18 protein-coding genes and 1 riboswitch are annotated in these 20,996 nt (G+C 44.4%); of the genes, 5 read left to right on the top strand and 13 right to left on the bottom strand.

Annotated elements, in window-relative coordinates; all coding sequences use genetic code 11:
- Window positions 1-1,233 precede the first annotated feature (1,233 nt).
- Window positions 1,234-1,443, top strand: a complete 210-nt coding sequence (locus FLK61_RS05355; RefSeq protein WP_176008480.1) for a hypothetical protein — start codon at window positions 1,234-1,236, stop codon at window positions 1,441-1,443.
- 318 nt (window positions 1,444-1,761) lie between these two features.
- Here FLK61_RS05355 and FLK61_RS05350 read toward each other — a convergent pair whose 3' ends face one another.
- The 7 genes from FLK61_RS05350 to FLK61_RS05320 form a co-directional block, all read right to left on the bottom strand.
- A complete protein-coding gene (locus FLK61_RS05350) occupies window positions 1,762-2,946 on the bottom strand; it encodes a CamS family sex pheromone protein (RefSeq protein ID WP_176008479.1) in 1,185 nt (394 codons plus the stop codon).
- 208 nt (window positions 2,947-3,154) lie between these two features.
- The gene (ligA, locus tag FLK61_RS05345) at window positions 3,155-5,152 is read right to left on the bottom strand and encodes an NAD-dependent DNA ligase LigA (RefSeq protein ID WP_176008478.1); all 1,998 of its coding nucleotides are present in this window, start codon (window positions 5,150-5,152) and stop codon (window positions 3,155-3,157) included.
- A gap of 5 nt (window positions 5,153-5,157) precedes the next feature.
- Window positions 5,158-7,386 (bottom strand): DNA helicase PcrA, encoded by a 2,229-nt coding sequence (gene pcrA / locus FLK61_RS05340; RefSeq protein ID WP_176008477.1) that lies wholly within the window; start codon window positions 7,384-7,386, stop codon window positions 5,158-5,160.
- 64 nt (window positions 7,387-7,450) lie between these two features.
- Window positions 7,451-8,137: a heptaprenylglyceryl phosphate synthase gene (gene pcrB / locus FLK61_RS05335; RefSeq protein WP_176008476.1), complete on the bottom strand. Its 687-nt coding sequence runs from the start codon at window positions 8,135-8,137 to the stop codon at window positions 7,451-7,453.
- Between the two features lie 1,005 nt (window positions 8,138-9,142).
- Window positions 9,143-9,442 (bottom strand): YerC/YecD family TrpR-related protein, encoded by a 300-nt coding sequence (locus FLK61_RS05330; RefSeq protein ID WP_176008475.1) that lies wholly within the window; start codon window positions 9,440-9,442, stop codon window positions 9,143-9,145.
- Between the two features lie 14 nt (window positions 9,443-9,456).
- Window positions 9,457-10,515, bottom strand: a complete 1,059-nt coding sequence (locus tag FLK61_RS05325) for a DUF3048 domain-containing protein (RefSeq protein ID WP_176008474.1) — start codon at window positions 10,513-10,515, stop codon at window positions 9,457-9,459.
- 41 nt (window positions 10,516-10,556) lie between these two features.
- Entirely contained in the window at window positions 10,557-12,305 is a 1,749-nt protein-coding gene (locus tag FLK61_RS05320; protein WP_176008473.1) for an adenine deaminase C-terminal domain-containing protein, read from the bottom strand.
- A 257-nt stretch (window positions 12,306-12,562) separates the two neighbouring features.
- Between FLK61_RS05320 and FLK61_RS05315 the strand changes: the two genes are divergently transcribed.
- The 4 genes from FLK61_RS05315 (at window position 12,563) to FLK61_RS05305 (ending at window position 14,593) form a co-directional block, all read left to right on the top strand.
- Window positions 12,563-12,811, top strand: coding sequence for a YgaP family membrane protein (locus FLK61_RS05315; RefSeq protein WP_176008472.1), 249 nt, complete (start codon window positions 12,563-12,565; stop codon window positions 12,809-12,811).
- A gap of 2 nt (window positions 12,812-12,813) precedes the next feature.
- Window positions 12,814-12,945 carry a hypothetical protein gene (locus FLK61_RS20165; protein WP_283811889.1) on the top strand — a complete coding sequence of 44 codons (132 nt, stop codon included), beginning with the start codon at window positions 12,814-12,816 and terminating at the stop codon, window positions 12,943-12,945.
- Between the two features lie 376 nt (window positions 12,946-13,321).
- On the top strand, window positions 13,322-13,897 hold the full coding sequence (locus FLK61_RS05310; RefSeq protein ID WP_176008471.1) for a GNAT family N-acetyltransferase: 576 nt from the start codon (window positions 13,322-13,324) through the stop codon (window positions 13,895-13,897).
- Between the two features lie 99 nt (window positions 13,898-13,996).
- Window positions 13,997-14,593 (top strand): LOG family protein, encoded by a 597-nt coding sequence (locus FLK61_RS05305; protein ID WP_176008470.1) that lies wholly within the window; start codon window positions 13,997-13,999, stop codon window positions 14,591-14,593.
- Between the two features lie 405 nt (window positions 14,594-14,998).
- Here FLK61_RS05305 and FLK61_RS05300 read toward each other — a convergent pair whose 3' ends face one another.
- The 6 genes from FLK61_RS05300 to FLK61_RS05275 form a co-directional block, all read right to left on the bottom strand.
- Complete coding sequence (locus FLK61_RS05300) at window positions 14,999-16,264, bottom strand: hemolysin family protein (RefSeq protein WP_176008469.1); 1,266 nt, start codon at window positions 16,262-16,264, stop codon at window positions 14,999-15,001.
- Window positions 16,265-16,362: 98 nt separating this feature from the next.
- Window positions 16,363-17,142, bottom strand: a complete 780-nt coding sequence (locus FLK61_RS05295; protein ID WP_176008468.1) for an energy-coupling factor transporter transmembrane component T family protein — start codon at window positions 17,140-17,142, stop codon at window positions 16,363-16,365.
- Window positions 17,139-18,668 (bottom strand): ABC transporter ATP-binding protein, encoded by a 1,530-nt coding sequence (locus tag FLK61_RS05290; protein WP_176008467.1) that lies wholly within the window; start codon window positions 18,666-18,668, stop codon window positions 17,139-17,141. The genes FLK61_RS05295 and FLK61_RS05290 overlap by 4 nt, the downstream gene beginning before the upstream one ends.
- A complete protein-coding gene (locus tag FLK61_RS05285; protein WP_176008466.1) occupies window positions 18,649-19,254 on the bottom strand; it encodes an ECF transporter S component in 606 nt (201 codons plus the stop codon). Before FLK61_RS05285 ends, FLK61_RS05290 begins: the two co-directional genes overlap by 20 nt.
- Window positions 19,251-19,859 (bottom strand): YkoF family thiamine/hydroxymethylpyrimidine-binding protein, encoded by a 609-nt coding sequence (locus FLK61_RS05280; RefSeq protein WP_176008465.1) that lies wholly within the window; start codon window positions 19,857-19,859, stop codon window positions 19,251-19,253. The genes FLK61_RS05285 and FLK61_RS05280 overlap by 4 nt, the downstream gene beginning before the upstream one ends.
- A 151-nt stretch (window positions 19,860-20,010) precedes the next feature.
- Window positions 20,011-20,117: riboswitch (TPP riboswitch) on the bottom strand.
- Between the two features lie 60 nt (window positions 20,118-20,177).
- On the bottom strand, window positions 20,178-20,993 hold the full coding sequence (locus FLK61_RS05275; protein ID WP_176008464.1) for an N-formylglutamate amidohydrolase: 816 nt from the start codon (window positions 20,991-20,993) through the stop codon (window positions 20,178-20,180).
- Between the last annotated feature and the right edge of the window lie 3 nt (window positions 20,994-20,996).

Here is a 20,996-nt window from a genome sequence, read left to right as displayed (position 1 = left end):
AAGCAGAATCATAACACATTTTTATAGAAAGAACATTCAGAAATTTGCATAGTTTAAGTTCAAATGAATAAATATGCATATATTGATCGAATTTAAACGTTTTCTTCGCTATATAGACATATCTATTCATTAAAAAAAATGAAAATAAATTTGAGATTTTCACATTTTCGTCACTTTTTTAGTGAAAGTGCGTTAGCTCTTCGAGCTAAATTAATGAATTGCCAGCTAGTTAATTCAAGTGCCTTAGCTCTCCGAGCTAAATTGCTAAAGTGTCGACTAGTTTAGTTCAAGTGCCTAGCTCTTCGAGCTAGATTAATTAAGTGATAACTAGTTTAAACCTGCTCTCCGAGTTGTCAGCCCTCCAGACACTCTCCGACATCCATAGGGCCGGTCTTTGAGCTTCCTCGTCGGCAGGGTGCGGCTGTCGCCTTCCCCTTAGCGCCTCCTGTGGGATCTCAAAGACCTCTTTCCCCTATGGATTGTCTCCGAATGTCCTTCGGGTCTGCCAACTCTGCGTTTGATTTAAATAATATGGAATTATAAAGAATGGTGACGGCTTTTTTGAAGTCCCTTTAAAGAGAGAGATTGGTAATTTTAAAATTTCCTTTGTAGTATTTTAGGTTGAGATAGAAATGTTGATATTTAGTCAATTCTATGCAAAACCCTCGTTAACTCCTGTTAAAGTCATCGAGGGCTAATTATAGATATGAAATTACCTTTTTACTAAATGAAACATCTGGGGCTAGCAAACTTTCTTACTCGAATTACATTGTAGTGAAGATAGGCACATAAAGTAAGAGAGGAATTAACAAGGCAAGAATTGGAACAAGCATTTCTGATGGACTTAAATTTTTCTTCTTTTTTAATGTCCATAGCATCACTATAGTAAAAAGGGGATATACAACGAACGAGAAGATAAAAACTCCAGTAATAACATCTCGCGCCGATTCTGTTATTGCAGCTAGAAAAGGGACTAACGCCCATTGTAAAACACAGAATGAGACCAGACTAATCCAAAACCAAATAGGAACTTTATTGATCAAGTAGACCCCTTTAAAAGATGGTTTTTTAAAAAGAGCCTGTATCAATTAATTGCAGATAAACTATTTCATGTCATTATACCTGTAAATAAATCCCAATACCAGTTCCCTATTATGCTAAACTAAGCCTATAGGAGTAAAGCGCACAATTATTCAAAATAACATACTTAAAATATGGAGGAGGTTCGATTTCATGTTACTTATATTAGGTAGCATATTTTGCGCTATTATTATTTTCCAAACGATTTATTACTTAAACAAAGCTTTAAAAACAGCTCGCTATAAACATGAAATTACAGTCTCTAAACAAAAATCTCTTTTAACAACCTTTATAGTAACCGGATTACTCATTGCATTGATAATGCCTTTTGGTATAGACAAACTATTAAATTATTTATATTAAAGAAAGAGAGGCTCCCAGCATTGGGAAGCCTCTCTTTGTTATACACAAAAAAGTCAATTAAGGTTCGTATGGTTTGAAACCAACGTTACCTTTAAATAAATTAGCGTAACCTGCTCGTAGAGCTGGCAGACCCGAAGGACACCTGAAGACAATCCATGGGAGCAGGAGGTTTTTTAGGGTCCCACAGGAAGGCGCTTAGGAGAAGACGACAGTCGACTCCTGCCGACGAGGAAGCTCAAAAGCCGACCCCATAGATGTCGCAAGGTGTCCGTAGGGCTGACAGCTCGAAGAGCTGTTATGAAACTAGTTTATTTTTAATTAGTTCCCATAAACGTGCACAAACGGCTCTTGGTCCGGCATACTCGTGATCAGCGCCTCCGGTCCATTGATCGACTCCACGTAAACATTTACAGGTGCATTCACCTGGAACGTCGAATCTAAACGCCCACGAATAAACTGCGTTAACGCAATGATCTCTGCCTTCCCGTGTGACTGCAGATTTAACTCAATCTGAAGCTCTGAAAGCGTATCGTTCTGATAACGACCCTTTCCTACAACTCCAACCGTTCGACCAAAGAACGTTTCAATCTCATCTCTAAACACCGTAAAGCTATCCGATAGCGCAGGCTGCGCTTCACGAGCAGCACCAGATGGGAAGATCAGATTATCTTCATTAATCGCATCCCAGCCACTGATTTCGTTTTGACCTTGCCCTACCTCAGCAAGTGAAATAAACGAACCTGGAATAATCGATCCACGCGGTTCTTCACGATACAAGGCAAACGTAATCGGAACCTCTTCTAAGCCCTCGCGCTGTCTTAGACGCTCCAACATAATGCCAGCAGCATTACGCGCATACTCCTCCGCCTCAGCTGAATCAATCGCCTGCTCGAAGAAATTCAGACGACCATCTTCTGTTTCCGTCTGAAAATAATACACTGAGCGCACGCCAATACCGATCACAACACCGCCAAGATTCACGCCATCCTCTTCATTTCCCGAGAAATAATTGTGCTCCATAATATGAGAAATCATCAGAGGCGCATTACGCATTTGGTCCTCCATCGATTCCCCGCCTGCAAGCTGCGGATTGAGCCCGTTCACGTTATTCTCGTTGTCCGGATCATAGCGACGAAGCCAGCTATTAATCACCTCACCAGAAATATACGAACCCTCACGGAAATAAAATTCATCCTGACCAAAACGGTTACTTGCAATCTCCATCAGCCCAAGCTCAAACTGATCTAAATCAACGCGATTTTGCATCGCATCAGCGACCACACCACGAGCCTGACTACGGAAATATTCACCATCACCAGACAGCATATTACGATAGTAGCTATCCGGCGTATCAATCGAAGGCGTCACAATAAACTCCTGCTCCTCTTCAATCTCCGTCTCTTCGACGACAATAACCTCTTCCTCCGCACGCTCCACCTGTGGCAAACAACCAGCCAAAAGCACAGTAAAAGCAAGACTCGCCCCAATAACAATCCTCTTCATCTATATCCACTCTCCCAGCCTACAAAGGCATAAATCCAAAATTAACATATCCATCATATTTTCTCACAAACAAGCCGTCCGGTCTAGCCCGACCAAACGCTTAGGACCACTAGCCCTACTTTTGCCTAACCACACATGCGCTCTCAGCAAGCAGCAACAGGACATAACCTCACGCAAAAAGGACCGCCAGATAGCGATCCTTCCTCTATTAGCCCTTCTGAAGCTCCTCCAAAAAGGCCGCTTCGTCCAGTACTTTAATGCCAAGCTCCTCCGCTTTTGTAAGCTTCGAACCAGCCTTCTCTCCGGCAACAACCAGATCCGTCTTTTTTGTAACAGAAGACGTCACTTTACCACCGCGAGCCTCGACTTCCGTTTTTGCCTCCGCACGACTCATCTGCTCCATACTACCAGTTAAGACGACGGTCTTACCAGCAAACGGCGAATCTCCGCCAGTCTGTGGTTTAGGTCCCGTGTACGACATATTAATACCAAGTTCACGAAGCTCTTGAAGTAGCTCGGTGACTTCCTCCTGCTCAAAGTAAGTCGCAATAGAGTCAGCCATTTTCGATCCGATTTCGTCAACAGCCACAAGCTCTTCAACCGTCGCTTTTTCTAGGTTGTCCATCGTATCGAACTGCATCGCAAGCGTCTTTGCGGCTTTTGAGCCAACGTAGCGAATGCCTAAACCAAATAATAGCTTCTCCAGTGAATTTTGTTTAGATGTGTGAATAGCTTCAAGCAAGTTGTCGACTGACTTTTCGCCCATACGCTCAAGAGCTAATAGTTCGTCTCGATCTAAACGATAAAGATCCGCCACGTCGCTCACGAGAGAATGGTCAAAGAGCTGCGTGATCACGCGCTCACCGAGCCCATCGATATTCATCGCGTTACGGGATACGAAGTGAATCAAACCCTCGCGAATTTGCGCTGGACACTTAGGATTCACACAGCGAAGCGCAACCTCACCTTCGATACGCACAAGCTCACTCTCGCACTCTGGACAGTGAGTAGGCATGTGAAAGTCTTCCTCATCACCAGTACGTTGCTCGACTAACACAGCTACAACCTTTGGAATAATGTCGCCAGCCTTTTTAATCGTTACTTTATCTCCGAGTTTCACATCCTGTTCGCGAATGAGGTCTTCATTGTGAAGCGACGCACGTTGTACCGTTGTACCAGCTACCGTCACAGGATCTAAAATCGCCGTTGGCGTAACTACGCCGGTGCGCCCAATGCTTAATTCAATACGACGTAATGTCGTCACAACCTCTTCAGCCGGAAACTTGTATGCCGTCGCCCAGCGCGGACTTTTAGCAGTAAAGCCTAAGTCAGACTGATCGTCGAAGGAATCAACCTTTACGACAATCCCATCGATTTCATACGGAAGATCCGCGCGCTTCTCTACCCACTTTTCACAGTACGCAATGACTTCTTCAATCGTCTCGCAGCGCTCTGCTTCCTTGTTGGTTTTAAAGCCAAGCTCACGTACGTAGTCCAGTCCCTCCGAATGAGAGGAAAGTTGCTTTCCTTCTATAGCTCCAATTGAATAAATGAAGATATCAAGGCTTCGATCAGCAGCAATCTTTGGATCAAGCTGACGCAAAGAGCCTGCGGCTGCGTTACGAGGATTAGCAAATAGCGCTTCCTCACGCTCTTTTTTTGCTTCGTTTAGTCGTTCAAATGATTTCTTGGGCATGAACGCCTCACCGCGTACTTCCAGTGTTGCAGCTTCTTTTAAGCGCAATGGAATGGAGGGAATCGTCTTTAGGTTATGGGTAATATCCTCCCCAATCGAGCCATCGCCCCGTGTGGCACCTTGAATAAACCGACCGTTTTCGTATCTCAATGTGACGGCCAGTCCATCAATTTTAAGCTCACACATATAAGTGGGATCATGATCTAGACCTGATTTCACACGTCGGTCAAAGTCTCTCAGCTCATCCGCGTCAAATGCGTTTGATAAGCTTAGCATAGGCACCGTGTGCTCTACCTTTTTAAATTGTTTAAGTGGTTCACCACCGACTCGCTCTGTTGGTGAATCATCGCGTTTATGCTCTGGATTCTTCTCTTCAAGCTCCATCAGCTCGTGCAAAAGCTTATCATACTCGGAGTCCGGCACGGATGGATTATCCTCGACATAGTATGCATAGGCATAGCCATTCAATAAGTCCGTTAATCGATCTATCTCTTTTTTAGACACTGTCATCACCTTCAGACCTTCGTTATTGGCGCAAATTTAGCAGCAAGTCGCTTAATTCCAACCTGTGGGAACGCAATATCAAGCTCAATGTGCTCTCCCTCACCTTTGATGCTCACTACTGTACCTATACCCCATTTTTTATGCTCGGCTTTACTTCCAACACCCCACTCAAAGTCAGCGCCAGCTGTTGTATTCGTTGTTTGAAGTGGGCGACTCGTCGTAGCTGTTTTTCCTACAGATGTCGGACGAGTTTGCGCGCCTCTTGAGCCAGTCATCCAAGGCAATGCCTTCTCCGCCTTTTCTTCCTGCTTAATCACATCGTCTGGGAGCTCACTTAAGAAACGAGAGGCAGGGTTCACATTCGTACGTCCGTATAGTGTACGCATTCTTGCTCTACTTACATACAAAAGTTGCTCTGCTCGCGTGATACCAACATATGCCAAGCGACGTTCCTCTTCCATCTCCATCTCTTCCATGAGAGATCGACTGTGTGGGAAGACACCCTCTTCAAGCCCAATTAAAAATACGATCGGGAACTCTAACCCTTTAGCCGAGTGTAACGTCATTAATACGACCTTATCCTCTTCCTTCGTCTCATCGTCCTTACCTAGTGAATCAATATCTGCAATGAGCGCTAAATCTGTTAAAAACGCAATCAGTGTCTTATCTTCACTTGCTTCTTCAAACTCCTTCGCGACAGAAACAAATTCGTTAATGTTCTCAAGACGAGCCTCTGCTTCTAACGACTTGTCCTGCTTTAGCATATCGCGATAGCCCGTCTTATCAAGCATTTCTTCAACAAGATCCATTACTGTTAAATAATCCTGCATCGCAACCCAACCGTTTAGTTGCGTCGCAAACTCTTTTAACGTGTTTGTAAAGCGCGCACTAAGTCCAACCTCTTCAATCTCCTGCACAGCCTGGTACAGAGACAGGTCGTTTCTTGTTGCATACGCTTGGAGTTTATCGACCGTCGTCGCACCGATTCCTCGCTTTGGCACGTTGACAATTCGACGGAAGCTCAAATCGTCATCTGGGTTCGCAACAAGTCGTAAATAAGCAAGTACGTCTTTAATCTCTTTTCGATCGTAGAACTTCGTGCCGCCAATAATGGAGTAGGACATATTTGACTTTACAAGCAGTTCCTCCATTACACGCGACTGAGCGTTGGTACGATACAATATAGCTACATCCGACGCCTTGTATTTCCCTGTATCTAAATGCTTTTTCATCGTAGAAATAACAAACTGCGCTTCCGCATGCTCATTATCCGCCTCATGCAACGTGATTTTTTCTCCATCTACGTTTTGCGTCCAGAGATTTTTAGCCTTGCGATTTAAGTTATTATCAATCACGTGATTGGCAGCCTTTAATATCGTTTTTGTGGAACGATAGTTTTGTTCAAGGAGAACGACTGTCGCGTTTTTATAGTCCTTTTCAAAAGAGAGAATGTTTTTGATATCCGCTCCACGCCATCTGTAAATAGACTGGTCGGAATCCCCTACAACACAAAGGTTTTTATGCCGATCTGCAATGAGCTTTACAAGCTCATACTGCGCTTTGTTTGTATCCTGATACTCATCGACCATGACATAGCGGAAGCGTCGTTGATAGTACTCCAGCACTTCTGGTACTTGCTGAAACAGCCTGATCGTCATCATAATAAGGTCATCAAAATCAAGCGACTGATTCTTCTTCAGCTCTTTTTGATAAGCTTCGTACACTTTCGATACCGTATCCTCATAGTAGCCATTTGCAGTTTTAGCATAGTCTTTAGGTGTCATCAGCTCGTTTTTTGCGGAGCTAATGGACCCTAGCATGGAGCGAGGATCAAAACGCTTCGGATCAATATTTAAGTCCTTTACAAGTCTCTTTATTAACGTTTGCTGATCTCCACCATCTAAAATCGAGAAATTTCGATTAAAGCCAATTCGATCAATATCACGTCGCAGTATTCTTACACACATGGAGTGAAACGTAGAAATCCACATCTCCTCTGCCTCGCCACCAATAATATTCGCAACTCGATCCTTCATTTCTCTTGCAGCTTTATTCGTAAACGTAATCGCTAAAATAGACCAGTGCGGGGTACCCATCTCACTGATCAAATACGCAATACGGTGCGTTAACACGCGTGTTTTACCACTACCTGCACCAGCCATAATAAGGAGCGGTCCCTCGTTATGCTTCACTGCGTCTTTTTGCTGCGGATTTAAGCCTTCTAATAATTGTTCTCTCACAGTTCCACCACCAAACGTTTGTTCTTGTAAAATTCAGTATAGCCGATTCGAGGACGTGTGTACACTATTTTCTCCCCATAGAAACGGTTTTAATCGCCGCCTTAAAATCGCTATAAATAATGTTGCCAACGACGATCGTATCAGCGTACTGCGCCATCTCTTCGGCTTTGTCGACAGAATCAATGCCACCGCCATAAAACAATCTCGCATCCTCCAGCACATCCCGCACATCCTCGACAATCGTCGGATCCCCATACATCCCACTATACTCCAGGTAGAAAATTGGGAGACGGAACAGCTTATCAGCCATTCGTGCGTACGCAATAATATCCTCGCGATCAAGCTGCGTCATGCTAGACGTCACCTTCGCCACTTTCGCATCCTGATTCAACACACAATAGCCCTCGGTTAACACTTCCTCAAAGTTCATCATGTGTCCAAATTCCTTTAACGCTCGATGATGAAGCCCGTTCATCCACGTCGTTTGCGTCGTATTAAGGACGGACGGAATCAAATAATAGTCAAAGCCAGGAATGATTGCATGCAGATTTGATACCTCTAGCACACATGCAACGCTAAAACGCCGAACGCGCATGAGTAAATCAAGCGTATTGTCCTCCGTCACCCCATCGGTTCCTCCTACAATTACAGCGTCCGTGCCCGACTCACAAAGTGTTTGCAGGTTTTCATCTGTAATTTCCTTTGCAGGATCAAGCTTGAACACGTGCTTCCATTCGTTGTATTCTTTCATTCGGTTTGTCTCCTAACTGCTTTCGGTATTGTCTGTGGTTAGTATAACAAAATGTGTAGGGGTTGTCGTGAGGGGGTTGGTTAAACCATTTATATTCGAATCTTCGATTCTCCTGAGCTTAACGTTGAAAGGGGTCAGCTCTACGAACGCCCTACGACATTAGCAGGGTCAGTGCCTGAGCCTACTCGTCGGCAGGTCGCGGCTAATGCCTTAACCTAAACGCCATCCTGCGTGGTCTCATTCCCTGCCTATTCCTGCTAATTGTCTTCGGGCATTCTCCGAGTCTGCCTCCTCTTGAGCTTCCATACTTGATACAAAAGCAGAGACGCCAGCCTTCGCTCCTAAGAATCGAAAGGAACAGTTCCTTGATTACACGAACACCCTTTTTTTAATTTCATTACTAGGCGAAAGGTCGTTGCCTAGCTTTTGAAGAACTCTATAGTTTAGTAATGAATTTCGTTCGCAGTACATTTATCTTGTATATGGTACATAAAATTTTTATACGGTACGTAAATCTCGCGTAGCGTACATTTACTAAAGAAAGAAAGCCTTAACGTACATTCATTCCGAATACGGTACATTTATTTTGTACGCGGTACATTAATCTTAAATACAGTACATAAAAATCCTAATTGCCAAACAGCCACTTATCTTAACTGACAAATTCACACGAAGAAAAGCCTCTTTCATTATAAAAGAAGGCTCTTTTCTCGTGTACTTTTTAAATCAAACGTAGAGCTGGCAGACCCGAAGGACATTCGGAGACAATCCATGGGAGTAGGAGGTTTTTGAGATCCCACAGGAGGCGCTCTTTACCTCCGAGGAAGCTCAAAGGCCGACCCCATGGATGTCGTAGAGTGTCCGTAGGGCTGACAGCTCGGAGAGCAGATTTAACTAGTTAGCAATTGATTATTTTAGCCCGAAGGGCTTCTCTTAAAACTAGTTAGCACTTAGGTAAATTAAAAACCGCCATCAAGGAGTCTCACTCCTAATAGCGGCTTTCCTTTATTCCGACTTCTCATGCACACGATCAAGCGTAAACTTGTACCCATCGTTACCGTAGTTAATGCAACGCTTTACGCGAGAAATCGTCGCCGTGCTTGCACCAGTTTGGTTTTCGATACGCTGATATGTATCGCCATCCATGAGCATACGTGCAACCTCTAAACGCTGAGCAAGAGACTGGATTTCATTCATTGTACAAAGATCATCAAAAAACTGATAGCATTCTTCAAGATCCTTTAGGCTTAAGATCGCTTGGAAAAGCTGATCAAGCTCTTTTCCTCTTAGTTTATCAATTTGCATGCGATCACACTCCTTTATTCATTGATTAATGTTACGTCGTCAAGGCTCGGCACGATGCTGATCCACGTGCGGCCTGGTAAAAAGGAAAGGGCTTCCTCGTCTTGGAATGGAAGAATAATACCTTCTTCGTTTTGCCAGTCGACCTCTACTGCCTGACCGTCATAAATTAAATAGCCACGACCACCGCTCTCAATATCGATATCACGTCTTCCGACATCATCGATAACGCGATGATTTGCTTCTACGATAAAAAGGTTTCGTGGAGCTACCGGATTGTCGTCGATGTAATCATTCATTGGTTCACCACCGACAGACCTGATATATCCAGAGAGTTCCTCGTAGTAGTCAAATGATACATCGTTTAACGCGCTGCCGTAAGAAATACTGACCTCATTTACGTCAATCGTATTTTCTGAAATAGCATTGTCATTAAACGGCAGTGCTGGTGGCTCCATGTCCTCTGTTGTGAAGCCTAAACGCTCGGCTGCTGCAACAAGATCGTCATAGCTTGTATACAGATTGTGCGGAGCGCTTCTGTCTGAAGAGCGCCTGAAGTGAATACCGTCAAATTCAAGTCCGCTGATGGCGTTAACGGCACCGCGTTGAATCAGCTCGAAAGCCTGAGGACTCCCTCCAGCAGAAGCATAGATAGCATCAAAACCATTATTTAAAAAGATGTAGTAGTCACGGGCGCTTCTTACAGGACCAACATCATCAGGGCGTGTGCTGTGGTAAATAGCGAGCATTCGTGTAATACGCCCCTCGCTAAGTACCTCATATACAACGTCTGCCTGATATAGTCCGGTTTGCGGACGCGCTTGAGCAGAGTTTTCGATCATAACACCAAAGGCACGATGAGTCGTCTCATCATTCGTCCCAACTCCCGTTAAAGGTGACGTGTACGTGAAGCTCTCTTCCTCCGCCTCATCGTTACTGTTGTTTGGCGTAGTAGCTTCCTCGTTCACCTCTGGGGAATCTGACTCGTTATTAGCCGACGGCTCCTCATTGTTTTGGCAAGCAGTACATGCTATGATGACACCGATTATTGCCATCCCCTTGATCCATGCTCTCATTCTCCCGTACCCTACCTTTCCATTATATACACTTTAATAGTTTACCGCATAATCGAAGGAAAGAGTACCTTTTTCTTCTTGACATCAAATATCCCCTTTTGCGTCAATCGGACGTATGGGAGATGCGTCGCGGAGAAAAATAGTAGGCTATAAATAGGACCTGAGAACTTGTAGCCTCGTTCCTCTAACGTGTGCTTCATATGATTTTCCTGCTCCACAAGTGACGGGAAGGATGCGTCACTTAATCCACCACCGATTGGGAGAGGAATTGAAGCTGCCACATCGTCGCGGTTCATAACCACTATACCGCCATTTTGACGGTTCAACTCCTTAAAGGCATCAAGCAGCCCTTGCTTGCTCTTCCCAATTAACAGGATATCTCCTGTGTTCGAGAATGAACTTGCGAAGCCGTGAATAGAAGTCGCGAAGCCTTTAAGCAAGGTTTCAACCGACCACTTTCCGTTTCGATCAAGGAGCATCATAAAATGCTCATCACAGTCGAGCGGAAGCTCCTCGCACGTCAAGTCGCGACTGATTTGATATGGCTTCATAATTACTTCGTTTTCCATCTCTAAGCCTACAGGCATCGAGAATTTGAAGTCTTTTCTTGTTAATTCAAAATCTAGGTTAAACGGTTCAAAACCAAAGCGTGACCAATCGAATGTTGAGATATCTGGATACATGCTGTCTTGATCTCTTACCACCCATTTCCCTTTAGCTAACACGCTCTCAGGTTTAGGGTCATTCTCACTTGATAAAATATTTAGGCTAGCTAAGCGACCTGGAGCGATCATACCCAGCACATCATCTAAATACAAATATTTCGCCACATTATATGTGCACATATGCACGGCATCAATAAACGGGACGCCTTCCTCTACTGCGAGTGAGATCAAGTGATCCATCATGCCTTGAGACATAAACTCTGGTGGCGAGCCATCCGTTGTCATCATTAGCTCGTCATAGGACTTTAGCCCAGCAGCGTGGAGATCACGCAGAAGCTTTGGTAAATCCGGACGAATGGAAGAGTAGCGTAAGGACGACATAATACCGTTATCAAGACGCATTAAAACATCATTCGCCGTCATAGACTCGTGATCCGCCTCCACTCCAAGTAGCGCCATTTGAGCGAGCGTCGTTTCGCCTGCTCCTGGAAGGTGACCTTCAATTGGCTTCCTAGCATCCTTTGTCTCGAGCATCCAATGAAGCATCTGGTCGTCTCCCTGCAAGACACTCGGCCAATCCGTGAGCTCGCCGCCTTGAACGACATAAGGATGGTCAATCCAAGCTCTCATATTTGAATAAGAAAACACGTCGCTGTTATTCTTCAATTCCGTTTGGCCATCGTACCTCGCCCACCACAGGAACGTTGTAGGCATGCTTTGAAGCTCCTCTAGTAAGTGGAAGGCCTTCTCACGCTCAAGATGGAACATGAATGGCATATTATCGCATACAAGCGTTGTAGTGCCACGTTCAGCAGCAAACTCAGCTAGCGATAATGGATTATACAGTTGAAATGGATGCGCATGGTGCTCAATGTAGCCTGGTACGACATATTTGCCTGAGGCATCGACGATTTCTGTATTATCTAAATTAGTTGGCATATTTTCTCCCACATACACGATGCGGTCATGATGAATCCATATATTACCTGACACAAAGCATTTGCGCATACTATTTAAATACTGCGCGCCTTGAATCACCATTGTTGGAGCGACTTTGCCTTGAATCACGGCAAGTTGCTCACGAATTTGTCTTTTAGTCCAATAATGGGAAAAGCCTTTTACCATGATGTATCACCCTGTTCTATTCATACTATAGTCTTATATTTATGGAAGGAAATCTAACAAGATTCTCAAAAAATCTACAAATACTTTTCCCTTTATACCAATATAGAAAACGTTTTCATAATTGTAGCACACTTCATCTTAAAACTGGTAAATATCATGTGACAAAATTATTAATTCGTTATTACTGATTTTTGACCAATTGCATGAAGCCTAAACCTTTCGAGCATACTACCTTTTAAAGAAGGGAGTGGAGTTATATGATTAAGCAAAATATCGGTCTTGTTCAAGCTCTAATTCGTATTACAATAGGTTTTGTTTTAGTCGGTTATGGAATCGCTAAGCTCTCTGAGCGCTTCGCTCGCAATTGGCCCGTTTGGACGCTTATTGCTGGCGGGATGAAAATCGGAGAGGGTATCACTCGATTTTGTCCGGTTATATACTGGTTCACACGTAAAGAAGAAGATGATAAGCACGTCCTCTCTCGCGACATGTACGCTGGAGAATAAACATGAGTCAGTGGCAGTGGGCAATAGCAACAGAGTCTCTGTTTCTGTTTTTCTTCTTTTTTGGTAGCGTTGTGTTTGGCATGATGTTTTGGGTACGACTGCGAGCAAAAGCAGCAAAGAACTCTGCGAAGTAATGGGTTGGGACAAGGTGGTTAACTGTCCCGGCCTTTTCCTATTTCATGCAGGGAAACTGGGCTTAGTCATTTAGTTGGTTGGTGGCTCTTGATTAACTGGGTGTTGGCTTCGGTTTTCCGTTTGCGGGCTCGGATTATCCGCTTACTGCCTTTAATTATCCGGAAGTATGCTTCAATTATCCGTTTAATGCTTTCGATTATCCGTTTATCTCCCTCGATTATCCGGAAATGTGCTTCAATTATCCTTTTAATGCTTTCGATTATCCGAAGTCGAGGTTAAGCATCGGAATCAGGTTGATACTTCAAACAGTCGTTGTACCACCTTCCTTGCTATGACGAAGCTATGTTATAATAAGGAAAAAAAGGAAGTGACCTGATGTTTACTCACCAATTAGATGAAGCGACGTATTTAAAACCTCTACATATGAATGATGCCGAAGAAATTTTTACGCTTATTCAAAAGTCTGATAACCTCTCTCCTTGGTTACCTTTTGTAGAATTTACGAAAGAAGTTGCGGACACCGAAAGCTATATAAAGTCTGCTTTAGCGGAGACAGCAAAAGGCAATGGCTTTCAGGCTGTTATTGTACATAATGAACACGTAGCCGGTCTGATCGGTTTTCATTTTATTAATAAAGGAAATAACTCAACAGAAATCGGCTATTGGTTGGGTAAAGATTTCGAAGGCAAAGGTATTATGACGAAGGCTTGCCAGGCTATGGTTGATCATGTCTTTCGTGATCTTGATTTATACCGCGTGGTGATTAAGGCCGCTGTTGAGAACGAAAAGAGCCTTGCGATTCCAACTCGTCTCGGCTTTAAACAGGATGGTGTTTTACGTGCGAACGAAAAGCTAACTACGGGATACTCTGACTCTGCGGTCTTTAGTTTGCTGAAGCCAGAATGGGAGCAGCGTGCTTCCCTTGTTTCTCAAAAAAGTCGTGTACGCTAATCCAACCAAAGGCTTGCATAAACATGTCTCAAGACGTATGATTAGTTCACAAGAGTCTGATAATTAAGGGCAACCGTCCAAGATGGAAGGGGATTTGGCATGAGAAAAATTGCTGTATTTTGCGGATCTAGTAGTGGGCAATCTGAAATGTACACCAAAGCAGCGCAAAAGCTAGGAAATGAATTTGCCAGCCGCGATATCAAGCTCATTTATGGTGGCGGCGCCGTAGGAATCATGGGAGCTGTTGCGAACGCTGTACTAGAAGGCAAGGGTACGGTAACTGGGGTTATGCCAAAAATGCTTGAAGAGCGAGAGATCGCTCATCCAGAGTTAACGGAGCTTGTTATTGTCGATTCTATGCACGAACGTAAATCCACGATGGCAGAGCTTGCCGATGGCTTTTTAATCCTTCCTGGCGGCGCAGGCACGATGGAAGAATTCTTTGAAGTGTTCACGTGGGCGCAGCTTGGTCTGCATGCAAAGCCAATCGGTATTTTAAACATTGATGGCTATTATGAGCCACTCCTTAACATGCTTGATCACATGGTCAGAGAGTCGTTTTTACACGAGAGCTTTCTTTCTATGCTTCTAATTGGATCAGATTCTGGCCGACTCGTAGACACGATGATGACGTACGAGGCGCCATCGATCCAGCGTTATGTAAATGATAATAGTATTGACTACGACGACATGTAAGAGAGCTTCATTTTACTTTATGTTAAGAAAATAGATTGTAGAACCTCCTTTTTAAAGGGGGTTTTTTGTTTTGGGTGAGGGGGGGGGTTGGACTCGTAGAAGCGTGGTTGGCGGTATTAAAGTGAAGCAAACGGATCCTCACCTGATGCAAGGCAAATGACCAAATGCAAATGGAGAACGAAGTGACGCACTCACACCTCGATTTGGTGCAAATGAGGGTCAAGGTGATGCAAACGCCCCTTCAACTGACACAAGCAAAACGGCAATTCATACAACTACCAAAAACGCTCTAACTAACAGACATTAACCCACAAAAGTACAATGTCAGAATCCCCTTCTTTACATAAAAAGAGACCAGGCAGCAAACGCACGCCTGATCTCTTTTTCTTCTGGTCAGTATCGTATTTAGATCCCCACATACACCGGAGTATCTACCTCAATAATAACCGACTTCACTCGACGCCTTCGAACCTCTTCGACATGAATACGAATATGCTCATAGACGACAGATTCGCCTTTTTTGGGTAAATAGCCAAATAGCTCCGAAATCCATCCGCCTAACGTATAGGAATCTGTTGCTGGTAAAGAGATATCTACCGATTCACAGAAATCTTCTAAGGATATACTTCCGTCCATTCGGAAACGACTAGCATCCAGTGCCTCAATCAGAAGCTCTTTGTCGTCATGCTCATCCCAAATGTCGCCTACAATTTCTTCTAGAATATCTTCGATCGAAATAATACCAGCAGTACCACCATATTCGTCAAGGACGATGGCAAGATGTACTTTATTATTCTGAAGATCCTTAAGCAATCCGGATATTTTTACGGTACCAATTACGAAATACGGTGCACGCATCGTGTCTTTTAATGCGAATGGTTCGTTCTCTACATATTTTGTCATAAAGTCTCGGTAAGAAAGAACACCGACTATGTTATCAACAGACTCTTCGTAAATTGGGATACGTGAAAACTTTTCACGTATAAAGATATCTTTGACTTCTTCAATGTCTGCATCCACACCAACAGCTGTAATGTCCGGTCTTGGTGTTAAGATGTCTCTTACAATCGTGTCATCAAATTCGATGGCATTGTGTAAGAGCTCACGTTCTTGGATTTCAAACGTTCCCTCTTCTTCCCCTATTGTTACTAAAGCTTTTACATCTTCATCTGTTACGCTTGGCTCCATTTCAGACTTAATGAGACGATTTAAGCCCTTTTTAAGCTGAACGAATAACCATGTCACTGGTGTTAAAACAACAAGTACAGTCTGCAAGCTCCAAGATACTCCTAGCAGAAGCTTCTCTGGGCGCTGCTTAGCAAACGATTTTGGCAAGATTTCTCCAAAAGTTAAGACAACAACTGTAATAACAACTGTCGTTAATAACAGCGTCGTTGCTGTACCGCCAAATATGCTAGTAGCGATTGCTGTACCCATCGCTGTTAAACCAATGTTGACGACGTTGTTCCCAATTAAAATGGTCGATAAGCTTCGGTCAAAGTTTTCCGTTAATGCAAGGGATCGCTTTGCTCGTGGGTTGTTTTCTTCCGCGAGTGTTCGTAAACGAACCTTATTTGCACTCGTGATCGCGGTCTCTGATGCCGAAAAGTAAGCAGATAAAAATAAAAATGCCCCTAACAACAAAATGGAGCCATAGGGTATACTGTCCAAAATTCCATCACTCTCCTGAATAGGTAATAAGAATAGTATATAAGAAGTCAGGCAAAATTAGAAACAAAATCTTCAAAAAAATGTCGATTATCATTTAGTTAAAATTGGATGCCAAAAATATTTAAGTACCCCAATTGATAGGAGAGGATAAACACCGCTACTAACGCCACGTTCATGCTGGCTAAAAACGTCCAATCGCGTGTTTTAACCGTCATGTGGTGGTAGTGCGTTCGCGTTGTTGACCCAGTAAAGCCTTTGGACTCCATCGCGACAGCGACACGCTCGGCCTTACGAATCGCATTGGCCATGAGCGGGATCACATAGCGTCTAAACTGCGTGAGGCGCCCTTTAATTCCTTTAGCGCGACCGACTCCTCGCACGCGGTGTGCCTGTTTTAAAACCTCTAGCTCGTGACGGAAGGTCGGCAGGAAGCGATACCCTGCGAGAATGCCGTACGTGAGCTTTGGTGGTAGCTTGGCCTGTTGCATGAGGCTGAGCATAAATTTGGTCGAGTCTGTTGTTAAGATAAAGAGGAGAGACAGCGCGATAAAGCAAAGAGAGCGCAGCGCGAGGCTTATTCCGACCATAATCGAGCCAGTCGTAATATCAAAGCGCCAGAAGGTGAATAGCACTTCACCGCTCACAAAGTCTGCGTTTGTATATAAAACGGCCATCCAGCCAAACCCTAATGAGAGGACAAGAAATGGACTCATGTAGAGTGCCCATTTTTTAAAAGTAATGGGACTTAGGAGCATCGTGACTGCAAAAATAAAGAAGAGATAGGCAAGCGGTGTAACGATATCGAAGCTAAAGCTTAGAATGACACCTGGAATCAGGACTGCGATACCTTTAATCGTGGGGTTAATGTCTTGAATCATTGTCCAACCACCTCCAGTGCCTGTCTCATCCGGTACGGCTTGCGAAGTCTCGCTGCTTGAAGAAGCGCCTCGTTATGAAATAGCTCTTCTGGTGATCCATCAAATGCCAACTCTTGCTCGTGGAAAACGAGCGCTCTATCACAGTATTGATCAACGAGATCCATATCATGCGTAACAAAGACAATTGCTGTCCCCTGCTCCTGAAGTGATTTAACGATTTTAAGTAGCTCACTCGACGTGCGCGCGTCCTGACCAAACGTTGGCTCATCAAACAGCAGGATATCCTGCCCTTCGTGGAGCATTGTTGCCACGCTCAGCCGCCTTTTTTGACCGCCACTTAAAGAAAACGGGTTGGCTCTGCGGTGGTTTTTAAGATGAAAGCGTTGAAGCAGGTCATCAACTCGTGCTCCAATTCCACTCTCATCTCGAACCTCCATCCCAAAGGCTACCTCTTCTTCTACTGAATCCGTAATAAATTGATGCTCTGGATTTTGAAACACGAAGCCCATTTTCTCACGAAGCTCTAGCTCCTGAAAGGATGTAATAGCAGTTCCATGAAGCTCAATAGACCCTCTTGTAGGCTTTAGAAGCCGAGATAGGAGTTGTAGCATTGTTGACTTCCCTGCACCATTCCCACCAACAATCGCAACAAATTCTTTCTCATGAATCGAAAAGTCAATATTAGTTAAAATGACGTTCTTCTTTCGTTTAAACTGTAGATTTTGCACGCGTAAAATCTCGGAACCATGATCGACGTGAGGGAGTTCTTCATATACGGGAGAGAACGTGATGCCCTCCGCTTCGAGTTCGTTCTTGTGTTTACGTAATAGCTCCATCGGTTTTCCTTCAAGTACGAGCTCTCCACTTCGAGATAAGACAAGCATGCGATCTGTGAATCGAAGCCAATCCTCTAGCTGATGGTCAATAATAAGCGTTGTCATCGATAAACGTTCGATCAATTCAACAAACTCTAGTCGTGACTGAGGATCCAGATTCGCAGTTGGCTCATCTAAAATAAGCATCGTTGGCTTTAGTAGTAGCACGGCTGCGAGCGCGACTTTTTGCTTTTGCCCACCTGAAAGAGAGTGAATATCACGATGACGTAGCTTTGTTATTCCGATTTTTTCTAACACATCAGAAATGAGGTCGGCCATTTCCTCTCGCGGTGTTTCGATATTTTCGAGCGTAAAGGCTAGCTCATCCTCTACCTTAAGCATACAAAACTGGCTCTCAGGATCCTGAAACACAATACCGATTTGTTGATTGAGCTCTCCCTTCTCAAAGGACGTAACGCTCTTATCGCGGAAGAAAAGCTCTCCAGTACTGTAGCCTTCAACAGCCTCTGGATATAAACCATTTAAACAAAGTGCAAGCGTGCTCTTCCCAGAGCCGCTTGCACCTGCCAATATCGTGGTTTCTCCCTCTGAAATAGTCAGAGAGAGGTTGTTTAAAAGAGGGTGGTCTTGCTCATACGAAAACGAGTAGTTAACTGCCTGAACGAGTGTATTAGGAGACTTTACGCTCATAGCGTCCCTCGCGCTCCTTTCCTAACGCATAGCCGCGCAGAACGCCTGTGTTTGCGAGCTGATCACTTAGGAATTTACCGAGTAATCCAGCAAGTAGAGCACCACTGATCATTCGCACGATAAAGGTTGTAATAATGAGCCATGGCTCCATTGCCAGAAGACCGGACTGGAAGATTCCCCATACGTAGCTGAAAAGCGCTGCCGACATACCCGCCATCATTAACACGTACAGGTTATAAACACGATAGCGAGTCGCTGCAAAGACAAGCTCAGCGCCAATACCTTGAATAGCAGCAGATATGATTAGCATTGGACCTGCTGGCGTTCCAAGAAGTACTTGTACGGTTCCTGCAATAAGCTCCGACCAGAAGGCAGCCCCTGGCTTTCGAATAATATAGGCGGCGATGATAGAGACAATAAACCATATTCCAAAGATGACTTCATAGCCGAACGGGCCTAAACCAAACGGAATTAAGAAGCTTGTTAAGCCTTGTCCTGCAAAGAAAAAGAGCAGGTAAACAACAGCAAACACAACTCCTAAGATGGACATTAAGACAATCTCTTTAAGCTTCCAGGATTTCATCATGACGCGTTGTCCTTCTTTGATGGACTATTTGCTGAAATGTGAGCAGTCATTGTCACATGTGCGCGTTCTTTTGTTTTAGAGGCATTAACAAATGCTGTCTCAAGCGTATGGAAGACTTTATTTGCATCACCATCTAAACGAGACGCGTAGTGAACACCCTTCGTAAACGTACCGTGCTCTTGTGCAACTGCACACTGATCGGCAATAACCTGCATGTAGTTCGGGTTATCCATTGGGTAAAGTGCAAAGTGAGATGCCGCTTCGACAGATTCCTGTTGAGACTTTTCTTCGTTTAGACGCTCATCGTTCTCCGACATATACGTGTCTCCCTCGCTGTCACCAGGACATCCGATTGAAAATGTTCCGCTAAAGACAACGTGCGTTCCAGTTTTTGCTGCGTGGATAAAGATCGCTTTCGCCACGTCAAATACGTGTTCACTTCGACCTCGCACACATGTTGTCACGTCATCTGTTTGCATCCACACTTTAGATGTATCAACTTCTTCTAAAGCCCCTTTAATGATTTCGACAAAATTATCTGCCATTGGGTAAATAGCAAACCTTACTCCTACGATATTACTTGTTCCACATGATAGTCCTTGCATGCTAAACTCTCCTCCATCGTGATTACTTACAAACTAATTTGCCGTAAGCATCCCTTTTCTATTTCAACACAAGACGAAACGCAAAAAAGCCTGCACGCTCCTAAACTAATAGGAAGGTGCAGGCAATCGTTTACGAATAAGTGCGTGAATCGTATGATTAACTGCACTTCCCCACGCTAGTATTATCTAGTTCGGGTTCAAAGGGTTAACAGGACAAGCCTGTCTCTCAGCAAGATAGATGCACCCCTAGTGCGTTCGTGTCATTGTATTGTTACGTTCATTGTACCTATTGTCTGAAGATTTGTAAACAGCCGGCGGTTATCGAAGCGTTGAATCCGATAACTCGAACGCTAACTGCGCAAACACGCGACCAAGCTTCTCCCGCAGCTCTGACATCTGCGCGCGTTCCTCCTTGGTCGGCGCAACGCCACTTTCCTCGCTCATATATAGCCTTCGATTTATCTCCAGCTGAACGAACGGCTTATCTGTTTGTGCACCGTGTAATTGCGTCACATAGCCACCTTTAAACGGAGCATTGATCACACACAGCTCTACCCCGTCAATCCCGTAGTCAGCAAATGCTTCTTCTATTAGCTCTCGCATTCTGTGCATAAACGCAGGACTTGCCGTGACAGGCTCGTCCTCCTCTATGCCATCTTCTCCTCCACGGTTACTAATACAAAACAGCGGACGCGTTATCGCCTCTCCACCACCTATTACAGGACTTTCTGCAAGCATCGTGTGACAGTCTACACCAAATGAAATTGGTTGTAGAAGACCCTCACGCATAGCTTCATGATAAGGTGCGTGAATGGTCTCCACTAAATCCCTAATCTCTTCCTCTGAAAGCGATGGCTTCCATACGTTCTCACCTGTTACCGCAACCGTCTTTACGACACCGTCCACGTTATGCGGCGGCAGATCACCCGGCGCCCGGTTCATATCAACGACAATCCTCGCCACAGACTGACTAACAAACACGTGGGCAAGCTCCTTAAAGTCAAATAGCTCCCCTGTCCATGTGTCACCGTCGTGCACAATCTCAAGCTCGGAAAGCAGTAGTTTGTTGCGTAAACCCTCAGGCACCTTCGTTCCACCATGTGGCACCGACACAAAAATAGGTAGCTTGTCCATAAG

This window comes from Paenalkalicoccus suaedae (assembly GCF_006965545.2).
Lineage (GTDB): Bacteria > Bacillota > Bacilli > Bacillales > Salisediminibacteriaceae > Paenalkalicoccus > Paenalkalicoccus suaedae.
The sequence above is the reverse complement of the archived record's forward strand: the minus strand, read 5'-3'. Positions and strand labels throughout refer to the sequence as shown.

What these genes read in the sequence shown, in the direction of transcription:
- ligA (WP_176008478.1), bottom strand. Translation starts at nt 5,152, where the DNA reads ATGACAGTGTCTAAAAAAGAGATAGATCGATTAACGGACTTATTGAAT.
- FLK61_RS05320 (WP_176008473.1), bottom strand. Translation starts at nt 12,305, where the DNA reads ATGGTAAAAGGCTTTTCCCATTATTGGACTAAAAGACAAATTCGTGAG.
- FLK61_RS05330 (WP_176008475.1), bottom strand. Translation starts at nt 9,442, where the DNA reads ATGCAAATTGATAAACTAAGAGGAAAAGAGCTTGATCAGCTTTTCCAA.
- FLK61_RS05355 (WP_176008480.1), top strand. Translation starts at nt 1,234, where the DNA reads ATGTTACTTATATTAGGTAGCATATTTTGCGCTATTATTATTTTCCAA.
- FLK61_RS05325 (WP_176008474.1), bottom strand. Translation starts at nt 10,515, where the DNA reads ATGAGAGCATGGATCAAGGGGATGGCAATAATCGGTGTCATCATAGCA.
- FLK61_RS05315 (WP_176008472.1), top strand. Translation starts at nt 12,563, where the DNA reads ATGATTAAGCAAAATATCGGTCTTGTTCAAGCTCTAATTCGTATTACA.
- FLK61_RS05280 (WP_176008465.1), bottom strand. Translation starts at nt 19,859, where the DNA reads ATGCAAGGACTATCATGTGGAACAAGTAATATCGTAGGAGTAAGGTTT.
- FLK61_RS05295 (WP_176008468.1), bottom strand. Translation starts at nt 17,142, where the DNA reads ATGATTCAAGACATTAACCCCACGATTAAAGGTATCGCAGTCCTGATT.
- FLK61_RS20165 (WP_283811889.1), top strand. Translation starts at nt 12,814, where the DNA reads ATGAGTCAGTGGCAGTGGGCAATAGCAACAGAGTCTCTGTTTCTGTTT.
- FLK61_RS05310 (WP_176008471.1), top strand. Translation starts at nt 13,322, where the DNA reads ATGTTTACTCACCAATTAGATGAAGCGACGTATTTAAAACCTCTACAT.
- FLK61_RS05290 (WP_176008467.1), bottom strand. Translation starts at nt 18,668, where the DNA reads ATGAGCGTAAAGTCTCCTAATACACTCGTTCAGGCAGTTAACTACTCG.
- pcrB (WP_176008476.1), bottom strand. Translation starts at nt 8,137, where the DNA reads ATGAAAGAATACAACGAATGGAAGCACGTGTTCAAGCTTGATCCTGCA.
- FLK61_RS05305 (WP_176008470.1), top strand. Translation starts at nt 13,997, where the DNA reads ATGAGAAAAATTGCTGTATTTTGCGGATCTAGTAGTGGGCAATCTGAA.
- FLK61_RS05275 (WP_176008464.1), bottom strand. Translation starts at nt 20,993, where the DNA reads ATGGACAAGCTACCTATTTTTGTGTCGGTGCCACATGGTGGAACGAAG.
- FLK61_RS05350 (WP_176008479.1), bottom strand. Translation starts at nt 2,946, where the DNA reads ATGAAGAGGATTGTTATTGGGGCGAGTCTTGCTTTTACTGTGCTTTTG.
- FLK61_RS05285 (WP_176008466.1), bottom strand. Translation starts at nt 19,254, where the DNA reads ATGATGAAATCCTGGAAGCTTAAAGAGATTGTCTTAATGTCCATCTTA.